Below are 24,851 nucleotides of genomic sequence, written 5' to 3'. Positions count from 1 at the left end.
GCTCAGGACTGGCAAGCGCCTCGGTCTATGGCAACCTAGCAGCTGCAGGGGGTGGTCGGTCAGCGCGGTGATTGCGCCGGACTCAGGCCGCCCTGCGCGAGCGTTCCGCCCCCATGCCGGCAGCCAGTGCAAGCGATGATGAGCGGCCCACCACCGACAAAGCCTGAAGTGGACCTTCGCACCTATCGTATGGATCTGCGCCCATCCACCGTACTGCTGCCCGCGGCAAACGCCGACTGTTCTGACCTTCACACCACGCTGGCGCGCCTGCTGCGCCAGTGCTGTGGTATCGAGTCGGCGGCGGCCTTGCACACGGCGCTCGAGGGCATTGAAGGCGTTGAAGGCGTTGAAGGCGTTGAAGGCATCGCGGCAATCGCCGGCGCCGCTGGCGCCGCCAGCGCGCTAGCGACCACCCTGCTGCGCGGTCTGCCGCAGCTGTTCGAGGGCCTCGACGCCAGCCTGCGCCACGCCGAACATCAGGCCGACCTGGAAGCCGAACGGCGCCAGCATGCGCGCACCGCCGAACTGAGTACGGCCAATGCCCGCCTGGCGGCCGATTTGGCGCGCCGCGAGCGCGTAATGCAGGCGCTGCGCGCGGCCGCCGCCGCGCTGGCGGCGCATGGCGACCTGCTGCCGCGGGTGCCGGTCGACGACGACCTCGATGGCTGGTCAGCGCTGATCCCGGAGCTGGTCGAGCTGCAGGCACGCCGCCGCACCGATCTGGCCAATCACCGTTTCGCCATGGACCAGCATGCGATCGTCAGCGTCACCGATATCGATGGCCGCATCGTCCACGTCAACGACCGCTTTTGCGCCATCAACGGCTACACCCGCGCCGAGCTGCTGGGGCAGCCCCAATCGATCATCAACTCGGCCCTGCATCCGCGCAGTTATTTCGACAGCATGTGGGCCACCGTGCGCAACGGCGCTGTCTGGCATGGCGAAATCTGCCACCTGACCAAGCACGCCCTGCCCTACTGGGTCGACGCCACCGTGGTGCCGTTTCTCGATGGCGCCGGCAAGCCCTACCAGTTCATCACCATCCGCACCGACATCAGTACCAGCAAGCGCCTGGCGCAGAAAATCGCCGTCAGCGAACGCCAGTACCGCGAGGTCGTCAACAGCCTGTCCGAAGTGGTGTTCCAGGTCGATGCCAGCGGCCGCTGGCATTTTCTCAATCCGGCATGGACCGCCATCACCGGCTTCGAGGTCGCCGCCAGCCTGGGGCAGCCGTTTAGCGATTACCTCGATCCGGACGCGCGCGCAGCGGCGCTGGCCGGCTTTGCCGGCATCGTCGCCGGCAATGGCGACAGCGGCCGCCAGCTGATGCGCTTTCTGACGCGCGACGGCCAGCGCCGTTATCTCGAAGCGCATGCGCGCGCCGAATTCGACGACGCCGGTGTCTGCAGCGGCGTCACCGGCAGCCTGACCGACGTCACCGAACAGAAGGCGGTAGCGCAGGCGCTGCAGACGGCCAGGGATGCGGCCGAATCAGCCAGCCGGGCCAAGAGCGAATTTCTCGCCAATATGAGCCACGAAATCCGCACCCCCATCAACAGCATCATGGGCATGACCGAACTGGTGCTCGAATCGACGCTGACGGCGCAGCAGCGCAGCTATCTCGACATCGTGCACGGTTCGGCTGACGCCCTGCTGGCGATGATCGATGACATCCTCGATTTCTCGCGCATCGAGGGCGGCGCCATCGAGCTGGCGGCGGTGCCCTTCGATCTGGCGCAACTGGTGCGCGAGAGCCTGCAGGCGCAGGCCGCGCGCGCCGCCGACCACTGCATCGCCCTGCTGCTCGACATCGATGCGGCGCTGCCGCCGTGCGTGCTGGGCGACCCGGCACGCCTGCGCCAGATCCTTGTCAACCTGATTGGCAATGCCGTCAAGTTCACCGATGCCGGGCAGGTGCAGGTGCGGGTGCGCGCGCTCGGCGCGGCGGCCGATGGCGTCGAGCGCGTCAGCATTACCGTGTGCGATACCGGCATCGGCATCGCCCCGGAGCAGCAGGCCAGCATCTTCGACGCCTTCCGCCAGGCCGACGGTTCGGCCAGCCGCCGCTTCGGCGGCGCCGGTCTGGGGCTGTCGTTGACGCGCCGCCTGGCCGGCCTGATGGGCGGCAGCATCAGCGTCGACAGCGAGGTCGGACGTGGCAGCAGTTTCTGCCTCGAGCTGGCGCTGCCGGTCGCCGTTGGCGCCGGCGCCGCGCGGGTGGCCGCCGACGCCAGCCTGGCCGGCCGCACCGTCCTGCTGATCGAGGCCAGCGCCAGCAGCGCCGCGCTGCTGCGCGAGCTGGTGGAAGGCGGCGGCGACGTCATCGAACAGCGCTGCGGCCCGGACGCGCTGGCGTGGTGCGCCGCCAACAGCGACGCCACGGTCGACTTCATCGTCATCGATGACGACCTGCCCCTGATGGATGGCTTCGATACCGCGCTGGCGCTGGCCTCGAGCGCCTTGCGCCAGGTGCCGGTGCTGATGCTGTCGGCCGCCGCCGCTGGCGACGCGCAGCGGCAGCAGCGGCTGGGCATCGGCGCCTGCCTGCCAGCACCGCCGCAGCGCGCGCCCCTGCGCGCCGCCCTGCAGCAGCTGCTGGGCCAGCGCCGCCCGCCGCTGGCGACGGTTGACGCCAGCGCGCCAACGCGCTGCCTGCGGGTGCTGCTGGTGGAAGACAATGAACTCAACCAGCAGCTGGCGCACATCCTGCTAAACAAGTGGGGGCACGATGTCAGCATCGCCAGCAATGGCATCGAGGCGCTGGCCATCCATGCGCAGGCGCATTTCGACGTCATCCTGATGGACTTGCAGATGCCGGAAATGGGTGGTCTGGAGGCCACGGCCCACATCCGCCGCCGCGAGCAGGGCGGCAGCGCCGCCTCGATCATCATCGCCATGACCGCCAATGCATTCGAAGGCGACCGCGAAAAATGCATCGCCGGCGGCATGGATGACTACCTGTCAAAACCGTTTCGGGCGCACGAGTTTCAGCAGATGATGGCGCGCTACGCCGTCAAGTGACGCGGTTTGATTTTGACTGCCGCCACGCAGGCGCAATCGGCCGCCGGCGGCGGCTGGAGCGAACTTACCTGTCCCCGTGTGCCTGACTGTCCGGCCCAAAAAAGCCACTCCGGCATGGAGCCATGCCCCCCCGCGCTATACCCCCAGCGCCGCCGCATTTTCCACCGCAAACACCGCCGCCTGCACGCGGCTGCTGAGCGAGAGCTTGCGCAGCACGTGCTGGACATGAATCTTCACCGTGTTTTCAGCCAGATCGAGCGTGCGGGCGATCACCTTGTTGCTCTCGCCGTGCGCGAGGCGGCGTAAGATCTGTTTTTCGCGCGGGGTCAGGCTGGCCAGGTCGGCCACCGCGGCGTTTGGCACGCGCAATTGCGCCACCAGCTTCGAGGTCATCGCTTCGGCGACGATCACTTCGCCGGCAGCGGCGCGGCCAACGGCACGCACCAGGAAATCGGCGTCCGCGCTCTTGAGCAGGTAGCCGCAGGCGCCGCCGCGCAGGGCGTCGGCCAGATCGCTGGCGTCATCCGAACTGGTGAGCATGAGCACGGCAGAGGCGGGACACTCGCGCCGTAGCTGCGCCAGCAGCTGCAGGCCACTCAGGTCGGGCATTTGCAAATCGAGCAGGATCACCGCCGGCTGGAACTGGCGTGCCAGCGCCAGGCCGCTGACGCCATCGGCGGCCTCGCCCACCACGTGAATGTGTGGATGCGGCTGCATGAATGCCCTGACGCCGAAACGAAACAGCTCATGGTCATCGATAAGTAGCAGGGTGACGGTTTGCGGTTGGTCCTGAATCGACATCATTACTCCACGAGGGCGCCATGTGCGACGCGATGACACATTCTAATCAATTTTTATCGCATATTGGAATCTAGTTGTTATCGCATGGTTATGTGTCGTTAATCACCAAATTTTACAAGCACCGGCTCACAGCGCCAGCAGACGGCCAAACAGGCGCGTGGCCATCAACCCCACCGGGCTCGCGTGCAGCTGCGGCGCCATCAGCTGTCGCAAGGTGTCCATGGCGGCCGCTTTATCGGGCAGCTCGGCAATGTGTTGTTCGAGCAGGTGCAGGTCGCTGGCCGCGCCCGCGCTGGCCTGCAGCGCATGGCGCCAGATGGCACGCGGCGTCGCCGGCCGCGCGCTGACGCCGCCCAGCTGCTCGATGGCGCGCATCTGCGCGCGGTGCGATACCAGCCGCGCCGGCTGCACCTGGGCGTCTTCGATCCAGTCGCGCAACACCTGCTGCTCGTAGTCGCTGAACACGCCGAACATGGTGGCATGCGTTCCCTGCAACAAGCGCCAGAAGCGGCTTTGCTCGGCGGCCTGGCCGCGTGCGATCCAGCCGCCCTTGGCCATTGCCGCCAGCATGGCCGGTATCTGCTCGGGCCTGGCCAGCCAGTCGTTGATGGATCGGCCTGCCAGCCGGCAATAATCCGCATGCATGTTCTGACCGTGGCGGCTTTTCGCCCGCAAGATGGCAATCAGCTCCTCCTCCAGATCGAAGTCCTCGATCACCGACAAGGTACTCGCGCCCAGTGCGTTGAGCCGGTAACCGTCGCGGATGCGGCGGACAAAGGCGGCGCGGCCGCCCAGTTGCGGCAGCAATGCCTGCACCGCCTGCGCCGCTTTGCGCGCGTGACCACAATCGGCGTTGTCGATGGTGACATGCAAGCTGAAGTACATGGGGTCTATGCCCAATTCATTGAGTTCATAGGCGCAGATCAACAGGTGCAAGGGCAATTGCTCGTAGCCGAGGTTAAAGCCGATGATCTCGGGCAGGAAGGCGTCCGCATGGTGGGCCAGCGCCAGTTGAATGGCGCCCTGAACGAAATGGCTGTCATCGAGTCCCTGCCAGTCGTTGATCGCATGGGTGTCGAGCAGTTTCTGAAACAGGGCCACGTGGTTTTTGGCTGGCACGCCGTCGCCCAGTTCTTCCAGGTAGGTACGGATCAGGCCCAAAAAGCGGGCGTCGCCCCAGTGCGCCAGTGTGCCGTACAGCCAGGCGCCATCGACCAGCTTGGTCGGTCCCACCGCTTTCAAAAAATGCAGGGCATGCGAACGGCTGGCGAAGTATCGGCGCGGCGCGCCGGCCTTGCGCTCCCCGAGGTAACTGCGATACTGGGCGCCCACCTGTGCCGTCTGAGCGCTGATCCACTGCTCCAGATCGGCCAGATCGACGGGCAGGGCGTCGTCGAGCGCACGCGCCTGCGCCAGCTGGCCGTGCAGCCAGGCCACGGCGTCGGCGCCGGCGCCGGCAGGATGCACGCGCAGATGAGCATACAGGGTCTGCACCGGCCCGGCGCCGGGCGTGCCGCTGGCGGCGCCCGCAGTCATATCGGCAGGGTCAAAATCGGACTTGGCACTGACGGGCAGGTCGATGAGCGCTGGAAGCATGGTTGATTACTGACAATAATTTCGATGCACCATTATCGGGCCCCGCCCGGCGCGGCCGGATCAGCGCACCGCCACTGTGCGTGTAGGCGAAACACCACAGCGGTGTTAATTCTAAAATTTTCCCTTGAAACACAGGCGCCAGCATGGGGGGCGCACGATTGGAATCCGGCTGGGCAGCGACCTTCGCCCACAGTAAAATACCGCCATTCCGGTCGCTGCGCCGGCTTGGCATATGTGAGAACAATGAGACTGAGCAAGGAAATCATCGCGCTGCTGCGCGCGCTCGACGAAGCAGGCAGCACGCTGGCGACGGCAGCGTCGGCGCCGCCGGGGCAGCAATCAACACAGCAATCAACGCAGCAATCAGCGCAGCCGTTCACTCAGCAATCCGCGCAGCAAGCCACGGCCTTGGCCAGGCAGGTATTTGATTTGCAGCTGGTCATTCGGCTCGGTTCCGGCACGGTGCAACTGACCAAGACGGGGGCGCGCGCGCTGTTCCAAGCCGATTGCATCGCCGCGCTGGAACAAACCCGCGCCGGTGGCCAGCCGGCCATGGTCGCTGACGTTGAGCGCTGGCTCACTTCCAGCGGCTTTTTCAACGCCACCAATAAAACCATCACCGCGCGCGGCCAATTATGGCTCGCTTCGCTAACGCCCAGCGCTGCTGACCAGAACGCATGCGAGGGCAGCCGCAATGCGGCTTGACTTTGCCGGCCGCCGCCCAGCCGTTGCTGGCGGGAGGGCCGTTTAGCTAAAACGCTGCTGACCGAGCAGGAATTGAGCGTGCCCTGCCCGATCGTGCAACTCGAGCGTGGCGCTGCGCAAACCTAGCAGACTGATGCGGGTGGCCGAAGCCAGCGTCGCCGCATCGATGGGATCGCCCTCGGCCAGGCCGCAGCAGGTGGCCACATGCAGATATGGCAATACCTCAAACAACGCCGTCGCCCCTGGCGCCAACACCGCATGGCGGCACAGCAGGCGGCCATCCTTGTACAGCAGCACCTCCAGCCACGGCGCGGCGGTGTCATTGCGGACCCCAAACAGATTGGCCACCAGCGCCGACCAAGTCTGGCCGTTTTGGTCCGCTACCGGGCTGGCAATCTGCAGCAGCTGGCCACCGGGTGCTGCGCGCATGGCGCCATCGACAGCCGCCACCCGCACCGCGCACTGTTGGGTAAACGGCACCAGCACCTCGACATCTTGCCCGGCACTGCAGCGCAGCACCCGCCAGGCAATGACGACGGTGCCGGCAGCGGCAGCGGAGTTTTTCTTGAACAACACAATGTCGGTGGCAGCGCTGCGCTGCAGACGCTGTTGTAGCTTCAACACGACGGCAGCCTGCGCCAGCCTGGCCGCCGCCGGTGCCGCCGGTGCCGCCGTATTGCTCGGAGCAAGGGCAGCGCGCCGGACGAGAGGAAGGATCGCCAGTTTCATGGCGCTCATCCGTGGGCAAAATACTGGTTGAGGGCAGCGCAGGCGGCCGCCGCCAGTTGGTCTTGCAACTCGATCGACAGGGCGGCGCGGCCGTCGAACTGCTGCGACCACACCATGCTGCCGGCACTGTTATCGACCAGCCGCAGGGCCAGTCGCACCATGTCGCCATCGATGCGCACGCTGCCCTCGAGGCGATGGCTGACAGTGGCGCTCAGACGGGCGCCGGTGTGCGGCACGATGGTGGCACCGAAGGCGCAATAGAGCTGGTGCACCAATTCTTCGTTGAGACCGCGGGTAAACGCCAGACCGTAGGCATCATTATCAAAATACAATAGCGCACAGTGCGCCAGCAGGTAATGCCGTGCAATACTTGCGGCCGCCGTGGCGGGCGGCGATGGCAGGGATGGGGGAGCCATCAAGGCAATCTCCGGCATATAACTTCCGATGGGAATGGTGAAACGGATGGGATCCTCACGGCCGGCGTCGGCGTAATAGGCACGCAACCGGTCACGCAAGCGCCCCACCTGGACCCGCACGATCGGATCGTTGCAGGTGTTATAGGTGGCGGGGTTGCGCTTGAACACCTCGATGCCAACGGCATATTCGTGGGTTTCACGTTGTGATCCTGCCAATTTTTGCTCGACCAGAAAGCGTAACAACTCGCGCATTCTTTGGGCACGGCTGAAATCGCTGCTTAGCAAAACTTTCATTAATGCAATCTTTACCTCGTCGGCGCTGCTGGCGGCGTCGGCTGTGAGGTGTTCGGTCGTCATCAACATTGCTGCTCCGCTATATCGGACAGAAGCTGGGCCGGAGGGGCCCTGGCTATTCTGCAACCGTGGTGTCACTGTAGTCCGATCGACCAAATATAACCTTCCGGAAACCTTCCGGCGCCTAAGCTGTTGAATTAATTCAATTTATATTTAACAAAAAACCGGCAAGTTGACACCAAATAAAAGTTGCGAAAAGCAAAATCCATCAGCTACACTGAGCAACATTGAGAAAAAGAAACTAAATGCGCGATGAACGCCACCCCCCGATGACCGCGGTCGCCTTTCGCTTCGGCGACTGGCTGGTCGATCCGGCCAGCAATTCGATTTACAAAGACGACCAGCAACGTCAGATGGAACCGCGCGCGATGGACGTGCTGGTGACGCTGGCGGCGCACGGCGGCGAAGTGGTTGCACCGGAGAAATTATTGATTGCTTGCTGGGGAAGCAATATTGGCGGCGACAATCCCGTCCATAAAACGATTGCCCAGTTACGCAAGGTGCTGGGCGATTCCAGCAGCGCACCGCGGTATATCGAAACGATCCGCAAGCGCGGCTACCGGACCGTCGCCGAGTTGGTGCGCAGCAATGAAGTGCCAGAAGCCACCTGGCTGAACGAAACGCCGTTTCGTGGCCTGGCGCCATTTGAAGAACGCCACAGCGCCGTATTTTTCGGCCGTGCCGACGGCGGCAGTGCGGTCTTGCGCGCCGTCGACAGCCAGTTGCGCGCCGGCCGCGCGATGGTGCTGGTGCTAGGGCCGTCCGGCTCCGGCAAGACTTCACTGATCCGCGCCGGCGTGCTCGCCCGCCTGCTCGATGGCAGCGCTGCAGTCAATCTGCGCCTCCACAACAACCTGTATTTCGATTGCGCCGATCTGGCCAAATCGGACCTGTTCCAGGCTCTTGGCAGCGTCCTGCTCGATGCCGAGACGGGCGCCGGCCTGCCACTGTTTGCCAACGACAGCGCCGCCAGCCTGGGCCAGCGGCTGGCCCAGGCTGGCGGCGCTGCCGGCGTGATCGCCGTGCTGGTGCAGGCAGCGGCCGCCAGCGGCGCCCGCTGCGCCCTGTTCATCGACCGCTTCGAAGCGCTGCTGCGCCATGCGGCGCTCGACGAGATCGTGCGCCAGGCCTTTGTCGAGCTGCTTGACCGCTTCGCCACCAGCGGCGCCGTGCTGGTACTGATCGCGTGCCGCAACGATTTTTATCCGCACCTGGCCAGCATTGGTGTGCTCATGGCGCTCAAGGCGACCGGCGGCCATATCGATGTCGCCGCCCCCAGCGGCGCCGAAATCGCCCAGATGGTGCGCCACCCGGCGCGTGCGGCTGGCCTGAGCTTTGGCGTACGCCAGAGCGATGGCGCCGCCCTCGACGATGAATTGTGCGCCGCCGCGCGCGATCGGCCCGATACCCTGCCTCTGCTGCAATATTGCCTGGAAGAGTTGTATCGCCAGCGCACGCCGGAGAATGTGCTCAGTTTCGAGGTCTACCAGCAGCTCGGCGGCATCGATGGCGCCATCGGCGCGCGTGCCGAGCAGGTACTGACCAGCCTGTCGGCGGTGCAGATGGCCGCCCTGCCCCACGTGCTCTCGCTGCTGGTGCAGGTGGCCGAAGACGAGCTGGCGGTGACGGCGCGACCGGCGCCCTGGTCAGCGCTGGCGTCGACGGCGGCTGAAGACCTGGTCAAGGCGCTGGTCGACGCCCGCCTGTTTACCAGCAGCCTGCAGTCCGGCACGGCGGTATTTGGCCTGGCCCACGAAGCGCTGCTGCGGCGCTGGCCGCGGGTGGTCGAGTGGGTCGACAGCCACCGCCAGAGTTTACAGGTGCGCACCCGCATCGCCGCCAGCGCCGTGCGCTGGGCCGAGCATGGCCGCAGCCGCGATTTGCTGCTGCCGCGCGGCCTGCAGGCCAATCAGGCCCGGCTGTTGCGCCAGGACGGCGCACTGGGGCTCGAGCCGCTGACGGCGGCTTATATCGATGCCTCGCTGGAACGGGTACGGCGCGCTGAAACAGTGCGCATCATCATGCTGGTGATGCTGTTCGGCCTGGCCATGCTGGCCGGCGTCCTCAGCATTGCCGCCCGCACCGCCCAGCGCGAAGCGGAGCAGCACCGCAACGAAGCGGAAGGCTTGATGAGTTTTATGCTGGGCGATTTTGTCGAACGGCTGCGTCCGCTGGGACGCCTCGACCTGCTCGACAGCGTCAGCAACCGCGCGCTGGTCTACCTGGCCGATGGCCGCCACGAAGCGAGCGGCGCCGCCCTGGCGCAGCGTGCCAAGGCGCTGCAAGTGCTGTCAGAAGTAAAAATGGCACGCGGCGACGGCGCCGGCGCCGAAGCGGCACTGCTGCTGGGCCGCGCTATTCTCAGCCGCCAGCTGGCGGCAGCGCCGCACGACGCGGCGCTGCTCAAAAGCGCCGGTGCCAATGCGTTCTGGCTGGGGCAGATCCACTTCGAACGCAGCGACTGGCCGGCAGCCATCGGCTATCTCACCGCTTACCGCGAATTCGCCGACCGCCAGGCGGCGGCAGCGCCCGCCGACAGCGATGGCATTGTCGAACAATCGTATGCGCACAGCAGCCTGGGCAGTGCGGCGCTCAGCAGCGGACAGACGGCCATGGCGGTCGACGAATTTGCCCATTCTGTCGCCCTCAAATCATCGCTGCTCGAGCGAACGCCGGATAACGACAAGCTGGCCGCCGATCTGGCCAACAGCCTGTCGTGGCAAGCCAGCGCCCAGGCCAAATTGGGCAAGCTCGACGCCGCCCGCGAGCTTTATCAGCGGGAAGCCGAGATCATGGGCCGGCTGCACAACGCCGCCCCGGCCAACGCCGGCTGGCTGCAGCGCTATGGTTTCGCCCTGTCGCACCAGGGTGAAATCAACGAAGCGCTGGGACGGCGCGCGCTGGCACGCGACGATTACACGCGCGCGGCCGCTTTGCTAAGAACCATCGTGAACGGCGATGCGAGCAATGTCGATGTACTCACGCACCTGCAATCGGTCGAGGTCATGCGCCTGAGTGTGAGCGACGACGATGACGCCACATTGCGTCAGTGGATTGCACTGCAGGAGCAACTGGACAAATCGGCCGCACGCGAGCCGGCCAAGCCCAATCTGGCGCGTCTGTCGGCCGTCGCCCGCGTGCGGCAGGCGGCATTGAAAATGCGCCGCGGGCAGGCATTCGCCGCGGCAGCCATCCTGGCGCCAGCCTTGCACACGCTCGAAGCGATCAATGCCAAGTTGCCCGAAGACCGGGCGATCGCCAAGACGTATGCGGAAGCATTAATGCTCAAGGCCAGCCTGGCCGACAGCGTCAAGGCCAGCCGCGCGCTGTGCCAGCAGGCCCGCGATGTACTCGAGCCGAGCAAACCCCGTAGCGGTGACTATGAGGTCCTTGCGCCCTGGGTAGAAGCAAGTATCTGCGCTGGACTTGGCGCACAGGTTTCCATGCAACGCAAGCAGCTGGAAAACATGAAGTACGAAGAATCGCATTTCGTCAGCTACCTGACGATCCACTCCACTAACAAGGAAGGCGCACCATGAGCAATGACAACCCCAGCATCGTTCCCGTCAGTGTCACCGTCACCGAAGAAGACGGCCTTTACACTGCCTATTACAATCCGTCGCCGGCCATCCTGCCGGGGTCGGGCATCCTGCAGTTCTCGCTCGACACCGAAGGCTGGGCATTTGGCCCCATCAGCTACAGCGCGCCGTTCAGCGACCTTCAGATCATCAGCCCCACCGAATTTACCATTGCCGACGCCGGTGGTCCGCGCAATACCACCGACAGCTTCTCGGTGGTCATCGTGCAGAGGGCTGTCCATCGCGGTGCGAGCGTCACGCTGGACACCGATCCCGAAATTCTCAATGGACCGCACGTATAAGACCGCGAATGCGGCAGGTGAGACGCAGGGCGATCGCGTGTCCGGTACCTGGCCCTGTTTCCGATGACGTCGATGCCAACGTGCAAGACTGCGCCCTTGCCCTCCCGGTGAACCAGGATACAGACCTAGAAGGTCTCAACGGTCCCCATCCCTAAGCGCAATTGCCCGGCGGTCGAGCCGGTACTGATCGCCGGGAAGCTGACGCCAGCGTGATGCATCCTCTGGCCGCTGGGTAGCCATACTCACGGCCAGCTCTGAGATTGAGCGGTACGATTGCCTGATCCCACCCCAGCGATCAAGCCCAGCGACGCACAGAGCGCTGACCGCACGCGCTGGCCGCACCTCAAAATCGACATTCTGCTATCGTCAAAAGGCTATCCCATCAAATCCCCCATTTATTTCTTGGAGCCACCATGAGCCGTATGCCTTTTCATTCCGCCCGCGTGGGCGCTGCGCTGTTGCTGGGCGCTGTCGTAATCAGCAGTAACGCTGCCGATGCCCCCGTGCGTATCCGCGGCCAGATTGCCGCCGTCGACGCCGCCAGCATCACGGTCACCAGCCGCGAGGGAGAAACCGTCAAGCTGGCGCTGGCCGCCGATCAGGCCATCAGCGCCGTCAAAAACCTGCAACTGGCCGACATCAAAAAAGACAGTTACATCGGCACTGCCACCAAGACCGGGCCGAACGGCACCCTGCAGGCGGTCGAAGTGCTGGTGTTTCCGGAAACGGCGCGCGGGACTGGGGAAGGCCACTACGCCTGGGACCTGCTGCCAGGCAGCATGATGACCAACGCCAACGTCGAAGCCTCGCTCGACAGCGTCAATGGCCGCACCTTAAAACTGGCCTACAAAGGCGGCGTCAAGGAAGTGACGGTACCGGCCGGCACGCCGGTGGTGACCATGGCGGCGGCCAGCCGCGCCGATCTGATCGTCGGCAAAAAAGTGTTTGTGATCGCCACCGACGGTGCCAGCGGCATGAAGGCCGGGCGCATCGTGGTGGAAAAGGATGGCGTGGTGCCGCCCATGTAATTGCCTGCCGGTCGCGGCCGACAGCGCCGCTGCAGTCCAACTCGCCCGCCTCAAACCGGCCCCTGCGCCAAAACGGCCCCGCCCCGGGCCGTTTTCAATTCCCCTCCTGCAATCAACTTCAAACCGATCGCACACGCCAGCCGATTATTATCCCAATGCATTACCCATAAGAAAATAAATGATAAGACGGCCGGATAATTTCAATTTAACATTTATTTTAATAATTTTATTTTAATACAATGCAACATTATTTGATCCGGCGTGCGTTGCGTTTTATACACCTTATAAAAAAATATTTTTTCCATGTAAATTGCATGTTACATTTTCTCCCCATGATGTGTAATTGACAGCACCCAGATTAAACCGGCCGGGCACCTGGCCTATAAAAAATTAGCCTCATAAACATTAAATGACAGGCACGCTTGAATGGTGCGGTATTCACCTGGGCGAAACAAACATGCGGCGATGGTATTTAACAGAATCCGGCTTATCGATCGCGATGCTGGCGGCATTGCTGGCTGGACCAGCGAATGCGGCCGCGCCAGCGACCGGCAAAGCGGCCAGTCCGCTACCAGCATTTGGCGGCATCGTGGTCGATCAAACGTTTTCCAGTTTTGGCCATGCATTCTTCCGCAATTTTGTTGCGTACTGGCGTGATAACGCGCTAAGCGATCAGTATTTAATCTCGATTCACGAACGGGTCAGTGCCAGAAGCGGCAGCCAGGTGTGGGTTGAATATGCGCAGCGCAGGATTTTTCAGGCCGCCTTGCCGCCGTCGCACCTGGCCATTCGCGCGATGAGCGAAAAGGCGGTAGAACAGGTCTATGAAAACATGATGAATGTCGATGTCCAGCGATTACTCATGCGCGATCAGGACATCGCCGCAGATGAAATTTGATGAAGGAGATACACGTGTTTGAAACGATGCTTAACCCGGCGGTGGTGATCCTGGCATTGACAGTCACTGCAATCTGTACGCCAAGCCTGGCGACCGATCTGGTGTACGTGCCCACCAATCCTTCCTTTGGCGGCAATCCGGTCAATGGATCGATTCTGTTAAATTCGGCATCGGCCACCAACAAGCATCCGGCACCGACCGCGGCCTCGAATGGCACGCTGGCGCAAACACCGCTGCAACAATTTAACAGCATGCTGGAGCGTTCGATTCTCAGTCAGCTGGCCGCGGCCACCGGCAGCAAGATTTCGGCCGGTGGCAAGCTGGTGCCCGGTACGGTAGAGACGGCAAATTTCTCCATCACCATTCTCGACCTCGGTGGTGGCCTGCTGCAAATTACCACCACCGACAAGGCCACTGGCCTGTCCACCTCGTTCCAGGTGAGCCAATGAGGGCGCTGCTGCTGGCGGGCCTGCTGCTCTGCGGTTGCGCCAGCACGCCACCGGCGACGGCCGACAAGTCGGCCGCCGTGCTGACGCCGGCCACACCGACGAGCAAAAATCTGCGCAGTCTGCCGCTGCCGAAAGGAAAAGTACTGGCGGCCGTGTACGGCTTTCGCGACCAAACCGGGCAATACAAACCGGCGCCCGACAGCTCGTTTTCGACCTCGGTTACCCAGGGCGGTGGCGCCATCCTGATCAAGGCGCTCAAAGATTCGCGCTGGTTCACGCCGGTGGAAAGAGAAAATCTGCAAGACTTGCTCACCGAGCGCAAGATCGTGCGGGCGCTTGAACCGGCGCCCGGCAAGGACGCGCCGCCGGCCGGTTTTCCCGCCCTGCTGGCGGCCTCGATTCTGGTGGAAGGCGGAATCACCGCCTACGAGAGCAATGTCCGCACGGGCGGTCTGGCTGCGCGCTACCTGGGCATTGGCCTGAGCACGCAATACCGGGTCGACCAGGTCACCGTCAACCTGCGCACGGTCGACATTCGCGGCGGTCAGATCCTTCACAGCGTGTCGACCACGAAGACCATTTATTCCTACGAAATCCATCCGAGTGTTTTCAAATTCGTCAATTTCAAGGACCTGGTGGAGCTCGAGGGAGGCATGACGCGCAATGAACCGGCGCAACTGTGTGTCAAGGAAGCCATCGAAGCGGCGGTGATCCACATGATCGTCGAGGGCTTGCGTGACAAATCCTGGTCGCTGAAAAATGAGTCGGACTGGAATCAGCCCGTTTTACAAGAATACATACTGCAAGCGAGTAACGACAATCCCGCCGGCGAGCCGGTGAAAGTCCAGTGATGCACCGTCACCCGCCTGCCAGGCTGGCCGCCGAGCATGCGCGGCGATTGTCGCCCACCCGCGGTGGCGTACTGATCGCGCTGTGCTGTTTGTATGCGCGGTCGGTTGGCGCGACTGATCTGATGCCATCGCTGGAATTACCGCCAGCTGAGTTCATGCAGGTGGTGGCCGGCGGTGCTTATGCGGAATTATCGCAATTGGGATTGCAATCGGAAATACGCCTCGATCAGCAGGGTGCGGCGCAGCGCGCAATTGTGCAACAGCGCGGTACCGATCACCTTTTGTTTGCAGCGCAAGCGGGCAATGCCAATCAGTTATGGGTCCACCAGGACGGCTGGGCCAACAGCGCCAGCATTGCGCAGGCTGGCGAGCGCAATGTCTTGATGATGCTTCAAAGTGGAAATAACAATACTGCCAGCGTGACCCAATATGGCAATGCCAACCGGGCACTGGTGGAACAAGTGGGAAATTTTAATCGCGCAACAATAACCCAGCTATCGAGTGGTTTGACCGCCGTGATTCGCCAGTATGGCGATCGCAATACGGCAACGGTGATTCAGTATTGAGGGCCTGACTCGCCGCCATTTGTAAGCCCTTATTATTTAATGGGAAACTAAAATGAAAAAGAATCTGATTATCCTGGTCGTCGCTGCAGCTTCGGTGGCATCCGGTTCCGCATTTGCCCAGACCTCAAATACTGCAACAACCAGTCAGACCGGCATCAGCAATACTGCAACGATTGAGCAGTCGTCCGTTACCAACAACGCGGGCACCATCATTCAAAGCGCTGATTCCAACTCGGCGACGATCCAGCAATTGACGGGAGGCTGGGGACAACAGGCCAACACCGCCACCATCAGCCAAAGCAGCTCGGCCAACACGGCCACCGACGTCCAGGTCAATTCGTGGAATTCGAGTAGCAGCATTAACCAGTACGGCAGCTCGAGCAACGTTGCCGCCATCGTCGCAAACGATTCCGACTACAGCCGCCAGAGCCTGACGCAGAGCGGCAATAACAATACGGTCAGTGTCACCTCCGTGGCAGATCATTCGAGCGTCGATTCGACCCAAGTCGGTTCGTACAACAACGCCTCGATTACCCAGACCACCGCGGTTTATCCAACGCTGAGCGATACGATGGACAATCTGCGCGTCAACCTGTACCAGAACGGTTCCAGCAACACGGCTTCCCTGCTGCAGTCGGCCGGGTCCGATCTGGCTGCCGATGTCGTCCAACTGGGCAATTCGAACATCGCCAATGTCGGTCAGAGCGGCACCTACAATGCCACCTCGGTTCTGCAGAATGGCAACAGCAACTACGCCAGCGTGGTGCAAGGCATGCTCGGCACCAGTGCCGGCGTGAACAACGCGAATGTCAACCAGAACGGCTCGAGCCTGGTTGCATACATCAACCAGCACTAAGCTTCGCCAGCAGCGGCAACATGACGGCTAGCGCAGGCGCTCGTTGAGCGCCGGTGAGCGCCGGAGAGCGCACAGTGCCGGGCCATGCTTTGCGTGGCCCGGCCAGTTGACGTGCGCACCAGCGCCGGCGCTGTGCCTGCTTCCCCAGGGTGGTCTTCAAAGTTCCCGCAAGATCCGCGCCGGATTGCCCGCCACCACCACATTGGCCGGCACATCGCGCGTCACCACCGCGCCCGCGCCCACCACGCTGTTCTCGCCGATGGTCACGCCCGCGAGCACGATGGCGCCGCCACCGAGCCAGACATTGTCACCAATGACGATCGGCCTGGCCCCTTCCCATTTGGCGCGCCGCGCCACCGGATCGAGCGGGTGGGTGGGCGTGAGCAGTTGCACATTCGGGCCGATCTGCACGTCGGCGCCGATGGTGATCGCCGCAACGTCGAGCGCCATCAAGCCGTAATTGACGAAGGTGCCGGCGCCGATGGTAATCGCGCTGCCGTAATCGACAAACAGGGGCGGCTTGATGTGCACGCCCTCGCCCACGGCACCGAGCAGTTCGGTCAGCAGCGCGCGGGCAGCCTCAGGGTTGTCGTAATAGGCGTTTTCGTACTGCCTGGCCAGGCTGCAGGCGCGCCGCGCTGCCAGCTGCAGTTCCGGGTCGTCGGCCTGATAGGGCGCGCCTGCGAGCATGTTTTGTCGTTGGGTGGGTGGCATACAAGGTCCGCTACGGTCGGTCAGCCACCATTGTAGTGCGCGGCAGCCGCTGTAGCCTGCACTGCTGCAGTGCAGTACACCGCCTTTCAGCCGCCCCCGGTGTGGCACGGCTCTTGCTGCAGTATTCACGTCAGCTGCTCACTGCAGCGTCGTATTTACGTCGCTCATACTTTCAAAGGTGCCCATGAATTCGTCCCCTCCTTCCCTGCTCGACCTCCAGGCAGCGCCGTCGCGCCGCCATTTCCTGGCCAAGGCGCTGGCTGTGGGTGGCAGCGGCTTTTTGCTGGCCAATATGAAAGCCTGGGGCATGGACATCGCTTCCAGGCACGACGCCCCGCCGCCGCTATCGGGCAGTGGCAGGGGCAAGACCATCGTCATCCTCGGCGCCGGTCTGGCCGGCATGACGGCGGCCTACGAAATGAGCAAACTGGGCTACACCTGCAAGGTCATCGAAGCGCGCGCATTTGCCGGCGGGCGTTGCCAGACCGCGCGCAGCGGCACCGTGCTGGAAGAGCTGGGCGGCGAAAAGCAGGTGTGTAATTTTGAGAAGGGACAGTACATCAATTTCGGCCCGTGGCGGATTCCCTTCAACCACCGCTCGACCCTGCATTACACCAGCAGCTTCGGCATCCCCCTCGAACTGTTTAACAACGACAACGACGCCGCCTACGTCTACAACGACAACGCCGCCGGCGCCCTGCGCGGCAAGCGCCTGCGCCAGTTTGAAGTCAAGGCGGATATGCGCGGCTACGTCGACGAGTTGCTGGCCAAGGGCGTGCAAAGTGGCGCCATGGACCAGCAGGTGGGCGCCGCCGACAAGCAGCTGTTGATCGATTACCTGGTCAACGAAGGCTATCTGTCGCGCAAGGATCTGCGCTACCGCGGTACCGAAGGGCGCGGCTTCAAGATCAACCCGGGCGCCGGCATCAGCCCCGGTCCGGGCGTGCCGAGCGATCCGCTGGGCTTTTCCGACCTGCTGCAGTCGAAGCTGGGCCATATGTACCACTCGGTGCATGAATTTACCCAGCAGGCGACCATGCTGCAACCGGTGGGCGGCATGGATGCGATCGCCAAAGCCTTTGAAAAACGGGTCGGCAAGATGATCCGCTACAACACCGAAGTGCTCAGCCTGCGTAACCACAGCGATGGCGTCGAAGTCGGTGTGCGCGATGTGAAAACCGGCGCCACCAGCGTGGTCAAGGGCGACTTCTGCCTGTGCACCCTGCCCCTGTCCGTCCTGCGCCAGGTCGACACCGATTTTTCTGCCAAGTTCAAGACCGCCATGCAGGGCGCCGCTTACGCCCCCGTGTGCAAGATCGGCCTGCAAATGGGCCGCCGCTTCTGGGAAGAAGACGACGGCATTTATGGTGGCCACGTCTACACCGATACCAAGGGCATCAATCTGATTTCGCTGCCGTCGTCCAACTGGCAGGGCCGCAAGGGCACCCTGCTGGGCTTTTACAGTTTTGGCGGCGATGCGGCCGAACTGTCGGGACTGTCGCTGGCTGAACGCACCGAGTATGCGGTTGCCGCCGGCGAAAAAATCTTCCCGGGCCAGTACCGCAAGAACTATGAGTCGTCTTTTTCGGTGGCCTGGCACCGCGTCAAGTACAACCTGGGCGGCTGGGCCGAATGGAGCGAAGAAGCGCGCGCCAACGCCTACCCCGTGCTGGTCGAGGGTGAACAGCGCACGCTGCTGGCGGGCGAGCACATGAGTCACCTGGGTGGCTGGCAGGCCGGCGCCATCGAATCGAGCTGGCAGCAGATGGTGCGCATCCACCAGCGCCTGAGCGCGCAGGCAGCGGCCGCATGAAGCGCGCGCTACTGATGATGGTGGTGGGCCTGGCTGCTCGCTGGGCCCAGGCCGACGGCCCCGCGGTCGACGGCAAGATGCTGTTTGCCAAAAATTGCGCCGCCTGCCACCAGGCCAGCGGCGCTGGCATCCCCGGCGCCTTCCCGGCGCTGAAGGCCAATGTGTATCTGCAGGGTGAGCCCGCGCTGGTGATTGCCACCGTGCTCAAGGGCCGCGCCGGCATGCCGGCGTTTGCCAGCTCGCTCGACGACAATGCGCTGGCGGCCGTGCTCAGCTATGCGCGCAGCGCCTGGGGCAATCAGGCCAGCGCCATCAGCGGCGCGCAGGCAAGCACGGTGCGCGAGGGTGCGGCGCTGGCCGCCAGCACGCAGGAAAAGGGCACGATCATTCACTGAGCGCTGGGGCGCTGGCTGGCAACCGTGGGACTGGCACCGCAAAAGTGACAGTCCCATTTTTTGACCCAACGTGCTCACCGCGCAAGCGCGGGTCGACGACAACCCATAAAAAAAGCGCCAGGCTCTGGCGCTTTTTTTATGGGCGCCCCCGAACCACAGGGGCGCTCGCACCGCTCACTGCCGCTTAAAACGCATAGCTCGCCCGTGCATAGTAATAACCGCCATTGATGCCAATCGGCGAGAAGCTCGGGTAGATCGTCACCGCCGCATTGTCCAGCGCTGCCCGTTGCGCGGCCAGCAACTGCGAGCTGACCTGGTTCGGGTATTTGTTGAACAGGTTGTTGGCGCCCACCGACAGCGTCAATCCCTTGGTAACACGGGCGCTCACTTCCAGATCGGTGATGTATTTTGGCGTGATCTTGGTCTTGAAGTAAGCGCCGCCATCTTCCGTGCCGTACTCCGACGATGAACCGTAAAACGATTCGCGCAGGTTCACCGACCACATGCCCATTTTCCACAAGGCACCCAGGTTCAGGCGGAACTTCGGCGAGGCTGTTTCCAGGTCCGAAATGGCGGCCTGGTCAAGCAGCGACTGCGGCCGCAGCTGGGTCGGCGCCTGGTTGATGGCGGTGACGGTGGTGCTGTTGTAGCTGCCGGCGGCCGACCAATCGATGCGACCCATATCGTCATACTTGCTGCTGGTCGAGAGCACTGCTTCGACGCCGCGGGTGCGGGTGTCGACGGCATTCGAGAAGATGTTGATGCCGGTCTGGGTGACGGTGGGATCGAGCACATTGCCATTGGCCTTGATGGCCGCCACCACCGCCGGCGAATTGACCGAACCGCCGGAACCGTAGACGGCACCACTGCCGACGATGCGGTCGCTGATGCTGATCTGGTACGCATCGACCGTCAGCGACACCGCCGGCGTTGGATGCAGCACCATGCCAAGGCTGTAGTTGCGCGATTTCTCAGGCTTCAGGCCGCTCACCCCCACCAGCGCCGCGCCCGGCGAATTGGGCGCCAGCTGCACGAACGCCGAAGTCGGCGAGACATTGGTGGCCGAGTAGTACTGCTCGGCCATGGTGGGCGCGCGGAAACCGTTGCTGATGGTGCTGCGCACGGCGACGACCGGGCTGAAATCATAGCGACCGGTGATCTTGCCGACGCTGGCGCTGCCGAAGTCGCTGAATTTTTCATAGCGGGCGGCGGCATCGAGTTTCAGATTGTCGACGGGCGAACCGGCGACGTCGACGTAGACGGCGTTATTGTCGCGCGCGTGGCTGCCGGCATCGGTCAACAGAAAACCAGGATACGACTGCGACCCTTCCTTGTAGCGCGAAGCGGCATCGCCGGCGCCGATTTCGTAGGTGTCGCGGCGGTGCTCGTAACCCACAGCGACGTTCAGCGGGCTCTTCCAGCCGACATTGAAGCCACGGCCGATATCGAGGTTGGTGGTCCATTGCGAAGCGATGAAATCACCGGCGTGGAAATCATAGGGCGTGGCGCCGGTGTCATTGTAGAGCGAGACGTTGGCACTGCCCAGCACGCCCACTGCGACGTCATCCTTGCCATAGGTGGTCGACAGATCCCAGTTCCATTCGCCCATCGTGCCCTTGATGCCGGCGGTGAACTGGTAATCGGTTTCCTTGATCGCTTCCTTCGGTGAAAAGCCCAGCGGGAACAGCTTGGGCAGGCGGCTCGGCATGCGGTAGTTCTCATAGGCGGCGGCTTTTTTCTGGCCGTAGGTCAGCACGCTATAAAGTTCTGTATCCGGGGTCAGATCGATACCGGCATTGATCGAGCCGATCGTCAGGTGATAGGCAGCGTCACCCGATATGTGGTTCACATACGGATAGCCGGGCACCGTCTTGAGGATCGGCGAGGCGGCCAGGTTGGCCGCATCGATGACGCGTGGATCGATGCCGCCGCGGTCACTGTTGGCGTGGTATTTATGCTCGAGCGAAAAATTCACGAAGCTCTTGTCGACCGGCGCGAAACCCGCATTGAGGGAAATGTCGCCGGTGCGGCCGCCCTTGTCGAAGTACTGGCCGGCGCTGGTGGTGACGCTGCCACCGCTGGTGTCCTTCTTGAGAATGATGTTGACAACGCCGGCGATCGCATCGGTGCCGTACTGGGCGGCGGCGCCATCCTGCAGCACTTCGATGTGGTCGATGGCGGACACGGGAATGTAGTTCAGGTCGGCTGCAGCGCCGCCCTGGTACGGGCCGCCCAGCACCGCCAGGTTGGCGGTGGTGTGGCGGCGCTTGCCATTGACCAGCACCAGGGTGTCGTTCGGCGACAGCCCGCGCAAGCGCGCCGACAGGGTCAGGTTGGCGGCGTCGCCACCGAACGCCTGGGCGGTGAACGATGGCAGGTTTTGCGCCATCGCCTGGATCAGGTCGGGCTGGCCGGTGCGCTCGAGCGAGGTCGAATCGAGCACCTGGATGGGCGAGGCGCTGTCGATGGCCTTGAGGCCGCCGACCCGGGTGCCGGTGACGATCACGGCCTCGACCTTGACGTCAGGATTGGCGGCGCCTGGCGCCGCCGTGCTGGCCATCGCCAGCTGCTGGGCATTGGCGGGGGCTGCTTGCAACATGATGGCAAAGGCGCTGGCGACAGCCAGCGAAACAGCGGTGCGACGGGGATTGGCTTGCGACATGGTAAGGCTCCTGGTCGTGGACTTCATCAAAATTTTGGCTTGCACGGATCCCTCCCGGCTTGGCGGGATGGATGCGTGGTGTTACGTTGCTGATTGCGGCCACCTGTGCCGTGACGGACGCCGGCAGCGAGCGCTTATTTTTTGCGTGCGTGCGCCGCCGCTGCTGGCAGCGCCCTGGCGGCGATCATCTCGATTTCGATCAGGCCGCCCGGCATCGGCAGCGCCGCCACCTGCAAGGCCGTGCGTACCGCCTTGTTCGGTTGCGCAGGGGTGCCGAAAAACTGGCCATAGGCGGCATTCAGGCCGGCAAAATCCATCTTGCCGTCGAGCTTGGGATCGCCCACCATGAACACATTCGCCTTGACCACATCGGCCAGGCTGAGGCCCTCGGCGGCGAGCAGTTTGTTGATCTTGTTGAGGATCGAGGTGGTCTGGGTCTGGGTGTCGCCATACGATTCGATCGAACCCTTGGGCGCGTCCGCATTGGCGACATCGGCCAGGGTGCCACTGACGAACACCAGGCGGCTGTTGGCCGGCACGCTGACCGTGAGCGAAATGGGGAAGGTCGAATTGGCAATACCGGTGCGCTTGATTTCCTCGGCATGCGCCGCGCTACTCAAGACGGACAAGGTGCTGGCCAGGGCTGCAGTGAAGATCTGTTTCTGTAGAACGGAAATACGCATGAAAAGTCCTCTTAATCGAGCATGAACGGACCCGCACGAATGGCAGGAAACTCGCTGCACCGCGCTAAAAAAACGCAGGCAATTCTTTCAAAGCAATATGCGTGCCTGATGATCAACAGTGCAGTGCGCCATTCGGGTGGCGCTGTGCGTGCGCGACCGCGCTGTGGATGCCCTGGCAAAATTGCACCAATTTAATATTGCGCCGCACCAAATGAAGTCACAGAGACAACGCTGCGCGCGATGTCTTTGTCAACAGGGTGCGCCGTCGCACCGACGCCGCCGTGCCGCCCTCTTACGCTGTCAACGCCACCAGATCGAATGAGGAACCATGCAAACCGACCACCCCAGCACTGCCACCGACGGCGAGCCAGCGCCGATGGACGCCGCCACCCTTGACGTGATCCGCCAGATTTTTGCGCTGGTGCGCGCCGGCGATGCCGCGCGCCTTGACGGCTTGATCGACAAAGGCATGCCGGTCAATTTTCGCAATGAAAAAGGCGACAGCCTGATCATGCTGGCCAGCTACCACGGCCACCTCGACACCGTGCGCGTGCTGTTGCAGGCGGGGGCCGATGCCAACGTCGCCAACGACCAGGGCCAGACGCCACTGGCGGGCGTGGCCTACAAGGGCTATCTGGAAATTGCCCGCCTGCTACTGACGCACGGCGCTGCCGTCGATGGCAACAGCCCCGATGGCAAGACGCCGCTGATGATGGCGGCGATGTTCAACCGGGTCGACCTGCTGCAGCTCTTGATCGACCACGGCGCCCGGGTCGACGCCGTCGACAGCCGCGGCATGACGGCGCACAGCCTGGCGGCAAAGATGCATGCGCAGCAGACGGCAGCGGCGCTGGCGGCGCATGCACAGTTGCCCGCAGGCGGGTATGATTTGGGCGGTGCGATTACATAAGCGCTGACGCTGGCGCCGTCGGCCGCGCGCTTGAGCGAATACAGAAATGGGCCACGTTTGGCGCGACCTCGCCTGTCCCATTTTTTATCAGCTAAACAGTATCACAGCGCGGCATCACAGCGCGGCATTACAGCCCCCTACCCTGATTTGACCTGGAGTGACCATGCAATCTGTTCGCCCCCAAGCCGGCGATGCCCTCATCATCGTCGACCTGCAACATGACTTTCTGCCCGGCGGCGCGCTGGCGGTGGCCGATGGCGACGCCGTCATCGGCGTCCTCAACGACGCCATAGCGGCGTTTGCCACGCACGCGCTGCCAGTGTTCGCCACCCGCGACTGGCATCCGGCCGATCACTGTTCCTTCCATGCCCAGCAAAGCATCTGGCCCCCCCACTGCCTCGCTGGCAGCACGGGCGCCGCCTTCCCCGCCGCCCTGCAGCTGTCGGCGGCTGGCGCCACCATCGTCTCGAAAGCGACCACTGCCGACCGCGATGCCTATTCCGGCTTCGATGGCACCGACCTGGCCGAGCAGTTGCGCGCGCAAGGCGTGCGCCGCGTCTTCGTCGGTGGCCTGGCCACCGATTACTGCGTGCTGCACACCGTGCTCGACGCCCTGGCGGCAAGCTTTGAGGTGGGGTTGCTGGTCGATGCCATCCGCGCCGTCGATGTGCAGGCCGGCGACGGCGCGCGCGCGATTGCCCGCATGCAGGCAGGCGGCGCGGTGATGTGCCGCGAGGTGGTAGCGGCGTAGCTGCAACTGGGTGGCAACCAGGTCAGGCCGCCGGCGCCACCACAGCACCAGTGACGCCATGGCGCACCAGCGCCTGCGCCACCGCACCGCTGCTTTTCATCTGCTCAACAAACTGCGTCAACCACGCCGCCACTTCGGCGCCACGCTGTTTCGGCACCCCCATCGCCTGCTCGATGACCATGAAACGCTGCCCGAGCAGGCGCAGGCCGTCGATGCCGGCACTGTCCGCCTCGAGCTGCTGCCTGACGCCGGCCGCCACCCCGGCGCCGCCGGCGAGAAACGTCGCCACCACCTCCTGCGAGCTGGGCGCACGCTCGATCTGCGCCTGCTGCAAGGTGCGCGTCAGATACAGGTCGTAGGCACTGCCCTTGCCCACCACCACGCGCTGTCCCGGACGATCGACCTCGGCATTGCTGCTGATCGGCGACCCTTGACGCACCAGATAAAACCCTTCGATCAACAGATACGCCGGGCTGAACGCGATGTGGGCAGCGCGCAAGGGGTCGATGGCAAAAAAGCCAAGGTCTGCCTGCGCCGTCGATACCGCCTCGACCGCGCCGCTGGCGGTATCGAACAGCAGCAGTTCCAGCGGGGCCTCGAGCAGGCGCGCCAGCTGCCCGGCCAGGTCGACCGAGACCCCGCTGGCTGCGCCGGCAGCGTCGCCATCAGCGCGCCGCGCCAGCAGCGGGTTGCCCAGGTTGATGGCGGCGCGCAGTACGCCGGTGGGAGCGAAGGCGGCGCGCAGGGCCGCCGGGCAGGCGAGTAGCATGGAT

At 63.5% G+C, this 24,851-nt stretch carries 22 protein-coding genes; 14 read left to right on the top strand and 8 right to left on the bottom strand.

The features are described 5' to 3' along the window. Positions 1-189: 189 nt before the first annotated feature. A complete protein-coding gene (locus tag ACP7BZ_RS12255; protein ID WP_426113456.1) occupies positions 190-3,021 on the top strand; it encodes a response regulator in 2,832 nt (943 codons plus the stop codon). A 135-nt stretch (positions 3,022-3,156) separates the two neighbouring features. On the opposite strand, the gene ACP7BZ_RS12250 is transcribed toward ACP7BZ_RS12255, so the two are convergent. Together ACP7BZ_RS12250 and ACP7BZ_RS12245 are read right to left on the bottom strand one after the other, a co-directional pair. Beyond that, positions 3,157-3,822: a response regulator gene (locus ACP7BZ_RS12250; protein ID WP_426113454.1), complete on the bottom strand. Its 666-nt coding sequence runs from the start codon at positions 3,820-3,822 to the stop codon at positions 3,157-3,159. A gap of 126 nt (positions 3,823-3,948) precedes the next feature. Next, complete coding sequence (locus ACP7BZ_RS12245) at positions 3,949-5,418, bottom strand: iron-containing redox enzyme family protein (protein ID WP_426113452.1); 1,470 nt, start codon at positions 5,416-5,418, stop codon at positions 3,949-3,951. A 243-nt stretch (positions 5,419-5,661) separates the two neighbouring features. Between ACP7BZ_RS12245 and ACP7BZ_RS12240 the strand changes: the two genes are divergently transcribed. Next, a complete protein-coding gene (locus ACP7BZ_RS12240) occupies positions 5,662-6,123 on the top strand; it encodes a hypothetical protein (protein ID WP_426113450.1) in 462 nt (153 codons plus the stop codon). Positions 6,124-6,165: 42 nt separating this feature from the next. Here the strand turns inward: ACP7BZ_RS12240 and ACP7BZ_RS12235 are convergent, their stop codons facing one another. Both ACP7BZ_RS12235 and ACP7BZ_RS12230 read right to left on the bottom strand, forming a co-directional pair. Then, on the bottom strand, positions 6,166-6,852 hold the full coding sequence (locus ACP7BZ_RS12235; protein WP_426113448.1) for a hypothetical protein: 687 nt from the start codon (positions 6,850-6,852) through the stop codon (positions 6,166-6,168). A gap of 5 nt (positions 6,853-6,857) precedes the next feature. After that, positions 6,858-7,625, bottom strand: coding sequence for a hypothetical protein (locus ACP7BZ_RS12230; RefSeq protein ID WP_426113446.1), 768 nt, complete (start codon positions 7,623-7,625; stop codon positions 6,858-6,860). Positions 7,626-7,891: 266 nt separating this feature from the next. Here ACP7BZ_RS12230 and ACP7BZ_RS12225 point away from each other — a divergent pair, with 266 nt between their 5' ends. The 8 genes from ACP7BZ_RS12225 to ACP7BZ_RS12190 all read left to right on the top strand — a co-directional run bounded on the left by ACP7BZ_RS12225 (position 7,892) and on the right by ACP7BZ_RS12190 (position 16,150). Next, positions 7,892-11,161: a winged helix-turn-helix domain-containing protein gene (locus ACP7BZ_RS12225; protein WP_426113444.1), complete on the top strand. Its 3,270-nt coding sequence runs from the start codon at positions 7,892-7,894 to the stop codon at positions 11,159-11,161. Continuing rightward, a complete protein-coding gene (locus ACP7BZ_RS12220) occupies positions 11,158-11,502 on the top strand; it encodes a hypothetical protein (RefSeq protein ID WP_426113442.1) in 345 nt (114 codons plus the stop codon). The genes ACP7BZ_RS12225 and ACP7BZ_RS12220 overlap by 4 nt, the downstream gene beginning before the upstream one ends. 413 nt (positions 11,503-11,915) lie before the next feature. Continuing rightward, positions 11,916-12,530 (top strand): hypothetical protein, encoded by a 615-nt coding sequence (locus ACP7BZ_RS12215; RefSeq protein WP_426113440.1) that lies wholly within the window; start codon positions 11,916-11,918, stop codon positions 12,528-12,530. Positions 12,531-12,939: 409 nt separating this feature from the next. After that, positions 12,940-13,428, top strand: a complete 489-nt coding sequence (locus ACP7BZ_RS12210; RefSeq protein WP_426113438.1) for a CsgE family curli-type amyloid fiber assembly protein — start codon at positions 12,940-12,942, stop codon at positions 13,426-13,428. A gap of 14 nt (positions 13,429-13,442) precedes the next feature. Then, positions 13,443-13,877, top strand: coding sequence for a curli assembly protein CsgF (locus ACP7BZ_RS12205; protein WP_426113436.1), 435 nt, complete (start codon positions 13,443-13,445; stop codon positions 13,875-13,877). Continuing rightward, positions 13,874-14,728 carry a CsgG/HfaB family protein gene (locus ACP7BZ_RS12200; RefSeq protein WP_426113434.1) on the top strand — a complete coding sequence of 285 codons (855 nt, stop codon included), beginning with the start codon at positions 13,874-13,876 and terminating at the stop codon, positions 14,726-14,728. Before ACP7BZ_RS12205 ends, ACP7BZ_RS12200 begins: the two co-directional genes overlap by 4 nt. 122 nt (positions 14,729-14,850) lie before the next feature. Next, positions 14,851-15,294, top strand: a complete 444-nt coding sequence (locus ACP7BZ_RS12195) for a hypothetical protein (RefSeq protein ID WP_426113432.1) — start codon at positions 14,851-14,853, stop codon at positions 15,292-15,294. Positions 15,295-15,346: 52 nt separating this feature from the next. After that, the gene (locus ACP7BZ_RS12190; protein WP_426113430.1) at positions 15,347-16,150 is read left to right on the top strand and encodes a hypothetical protein; all 804 of its coding nucleotides are present in this window, start codon (positions 15,347-15,349) and stop codon (positions 16,148-16,150) included. A gap of 156 nt (positions 16,151-16,306) precedes the next feature. Here ACP7BZ_RS12190 and ACP7BZ_RS12185 read toward each other — a convergent pair whose 3' ends face one another. Beyond that, complete coding sequence (locus tag ACP7BZ_RS12185; protein WP_426113427.1) at positions 16,307-16,840, bottom strand: sugar O-acetyltransferase; 534 nt, start codon at positions 16,838-16,840, stop codon at positions 16,307-16,309. 208 nt (positions 16,841-17,048) lie between these two features. Here ACP7BZ_RS12185 and ACP7BZ_RS12180 point away from each other — a divergent pair, with 208 nt between their 5' ends. After that, entirely contained in the window at positions 17,049-18,677 is a 1,629-nt protein-coding gene (locus ACP7BZ_RS12180; protein ID WP_426113425.1) for a flavin monoamine oxidase family protein, read from the top strand. After that, complete coding sequence (locus ACP7BZ_RS12175) at positions 18,674-19,072, top strand: c-type cytochrome (protein WP_426113423.1); 399 nt, start codon at positions 18,674-18,676, stop codon at positions 19,070-19,072. Before ACP7BZ_RS12180 ends, ACP7BZ_RS12175 begins: the two co-directional genes overlap by 4 nt. 184 nt (positions 19,073-19,256) lie before the next feature. On the opposite strand, the gene ACP7BZ_RS12170 is transcribed toward ACP7BZ_RS12175, so the two are convergent. Together ACP7BZ_RS12170 and ACP7BZ_RS12165 are read right to left on the bottom strand one after the other, a co-directional pair. Next, positions 19,257-21,734: a TonB-dependent receptor plug domain-containing protein gene (locus ACP7BZ_RS12170; protein ID WP_426113421.1), complete on the bottom strand. Its 2,478-nt coding sequence runs from the start codon at positions 21,732-21,734 to the stop codon at positions 19,257-19,259. Positions 21,735-21,868: 134 nt separating this feature from the next. Then, on the bottom strand, positions 21,869-22,417 hold the full coding sequence (locus tag ACP7BZ_RS12165) for a RidA family protein (protein WP_426113419.1): 549 nt from the start codon (positions 22,415-22,417) through the stop codon (positions 21,869-21,871). 328 nt (positions 22,418-22,745) lie between these two features. Here ACP7BZ_RS12165 and ACP7BZ_RS12160 point away from each other — a divergent pair, with 328 nt between their 5' ends. Next, on the top strand, positions 22,746-23,327 hold the full coding sequence (locus ACP7BZ_RS12160; RefSeq protein ID WP_426113417.1) for an ankyrin repeat domain-containing protein: 582 nt from the start codon (positions 22,746-22,748) through the stop codon (positions 23,325-23,327). A 163-nt stretch (positions 23,328-23,490) separates the two neighbouring features. After that, the gene (locus tag ACP7BZ_RS12155) at positions 23,491-24,078 is read left to right on the top strand and encodes an isochorismatase family protein (RefSeq protein WP_426113415.1); all 588 of its coding nucleotides are present in this window, start codon (positions 23,491-23,493) and stop codon (positions 24,076-24,078) included. 22 nt (positions 24,079-24,100) lie between these two features. On the opposite strand, the gene ACP7BZ_RS12150 is transcribed toward ACP7BZ_RS12155, so the two are convergent. After that, entirely contained in the window at positions 24,101-24,847 is a 747-nt protein-coding gene (locus tag ACP7BZ_RS12150) for a transporter substrate-binding domain-containing protein (protein WP_426113413.1), read from the bottom strand. Positions 24,848-24,851: the final 4 nt, after the last annotated feature.

This window comes from Massilia sp. PWRC2, assembly GCF_049896725.1.
In the GTDB taxonomy this organism is placed as follows: domain Bacteria; phylum Pseudomonadota; class Gammaproteobacteria; order Burkholderiales; family Burkholderiaceae_D; genus JAFCUW01.
The sequence above is the reverse complement of the archived record's forward strand: the minus strand, read 5'-3'. Positions and strand labels throughout refer to the sequence as shown.

What these genes read in the sequence shown, in the direction of transcription:
- ACP7BZ_RS12175 (WP_426113423.1), top strand. Translation starts at nt 18,674, where the DNA reads ATGAAGCGCGCGCTACTGATGATGGTGGTGGGCCTGGCTGCTCGCTGG.
- ACP7BZ_RS12160 (WP_426113417.1), top strand. Translation starts at nt 22,746, where the DNA reads ATGCAAACCGACCACCCCAGCACTGCCACCGACGGCGAGCCAGCGCCG.
- ACP7BZ_RS12245 (WP_426113452.1), bottom strand. Translation starts at nt 5,418, where the DNA reads ATGCTTCCAGCGCTCATCGACCTGCCCGTCAGTGCCAAGTCCGATTTT.
- ACP7BZ_RS12225 (WP_426113444.1), top strand. Translation starts at nt 7,892, where the DNA reads ATGACCGCGGTCGCCTTTCGCTTCGGCGACTGGCTGGTCGATCCGGCC.
- ACP7BZ_RS12255 (WP_426113456.1), top strand. Translation starts at nt 190, where the DNA reads ATGGATCTGCGCCCATCCACCGTACTGCTGCCCGCGGCAAACGCCGAC.
- ACP7BZ_RS12190 (WP_426113430.1), top strand. Translation starts at nt 15,347, where the DNA reads ATGAAAAAGAATCTGATTATCCTGGTCGTCGCTGCAGCTTCGGTGGCA.
- ACP7BZ_RS12150 (WP_426113413.1), bottom strand. Translation starts at nt 24,847, where the DNA reads ATGCTACTCGCCTGCCCGGCGGCCCTGCGCGCCGCCTTCGCTCCCACC.
- ACP7BZ_RS12155 (WP_426113415.1), top strand. Translation starts at nt 23,491, where the DNA reads ATGCAATCTGTTCGCCCCCAAGCCGGCGATGCCCTCATCATCGTCGAC.
- ACP7BZ_RS12185 (WP_426113427.1), bottom strand. Translation starts at nt 16,840, where the DNA reads ATGCTCGCAGGCGCGCCCTATCAGGCCGACGACCCGGAACTGCAGCTG.
- ACP7BZ_RS12230 (WP_426113446.1), bottom strand. Translation starts at nt 7,625, where the DNA reads ATGACGACCGAACACCTCACAGCCGACGCCGCCAGCAGCGCCGACGAG.
- ACP7BZ_RS12200 (WP_426113434.1), top strand. Translation starts at nt 13,874, where the DNA reads ATGAGGGCGCTGCTGCTGGCGGGCCTGCTGCTCTGCGGTTGCGCCAGC.
- ACP7BZ_RS12235 (WP_426113448.1), bottom strand. Translation starts at nt 6,852, where the DNA reads ATGAAACTGGCGATCCTTCCTCTCGTCCGGCGCGCTGCCCTTGCTCCG.
- ACP7BZ_RS12165 (WP_426113419.1), bottom strand. Translation starts at nt 22,417, where the DNA reads ATGCGTATTTCCGTTCTACAGAAACAGATCTTCACTGCAGCCCTGGCC.
- ACP7BZ_RS12220 (WP_426113442.1), top strand. Translation starts at nt 11,158, where the DNA reads ATGAGCAATGACAACCCCAGCATCGTTCCCGTCAGTGTCACCGTCACC.
- ACP7BZ_RS12180 (WP_426113425.1), top strand. Translation starts at nt 17,049, where the DNA reads ATGAATTCGTCCCCTCCTTCCCTGCTCGACCTCCAGGCAGCGCCGTCG.
- ACP7BZ_RS12240 (WP_426113450.1), top strand. Translation starts at nt 5,662, where the DNA reads ATGAGACTGAGCAAGGAAATCATCGCGCTGCTGCGCGCGCTCGACGAA.
- ACP7BZ_RS12195 (WP_426113432.1), top strand. Translation starts at nt 14,851, where the DNA reads ATGCCATCGCTGGAATTACCGCCAGCTGAGTTCATGCAGGTGGTGGCC.
- ACP7BZ_RS12215 (WP_426113440.1), top strand. Translation starts at nt 11,916, where the DNA reads ATGAGCCGTATGCCTTTTCATTCCGCCCGCGTGGGCGCTGCGCTGTTG.
- ACP7BZ_RS12170 (WP_426113421.1), bottom strand. Translation starts at nt 21,734, where the DNA reads ATGTCGCAAGCCAATCCCCGTCGCACCGCTGTTTCGCTGGCTGTCGCC.
- ACP7BZ_RS12210 (WP_426113438.1), top strand. Translation starts at nt 12,940, where the DNA reads ATGACAGGCACGCTTGAATGGTGCGGTATTCACCTGGGCGAAACAAAC.
- ACP7BZ_RS12250 (WP_426113454.1), bottom strand. Translation starts at nt 3,822, where the DNA reads ATGTCGATTCAGGACCAACCGCAAACCGTCACCCTGCTACTTATCGAT.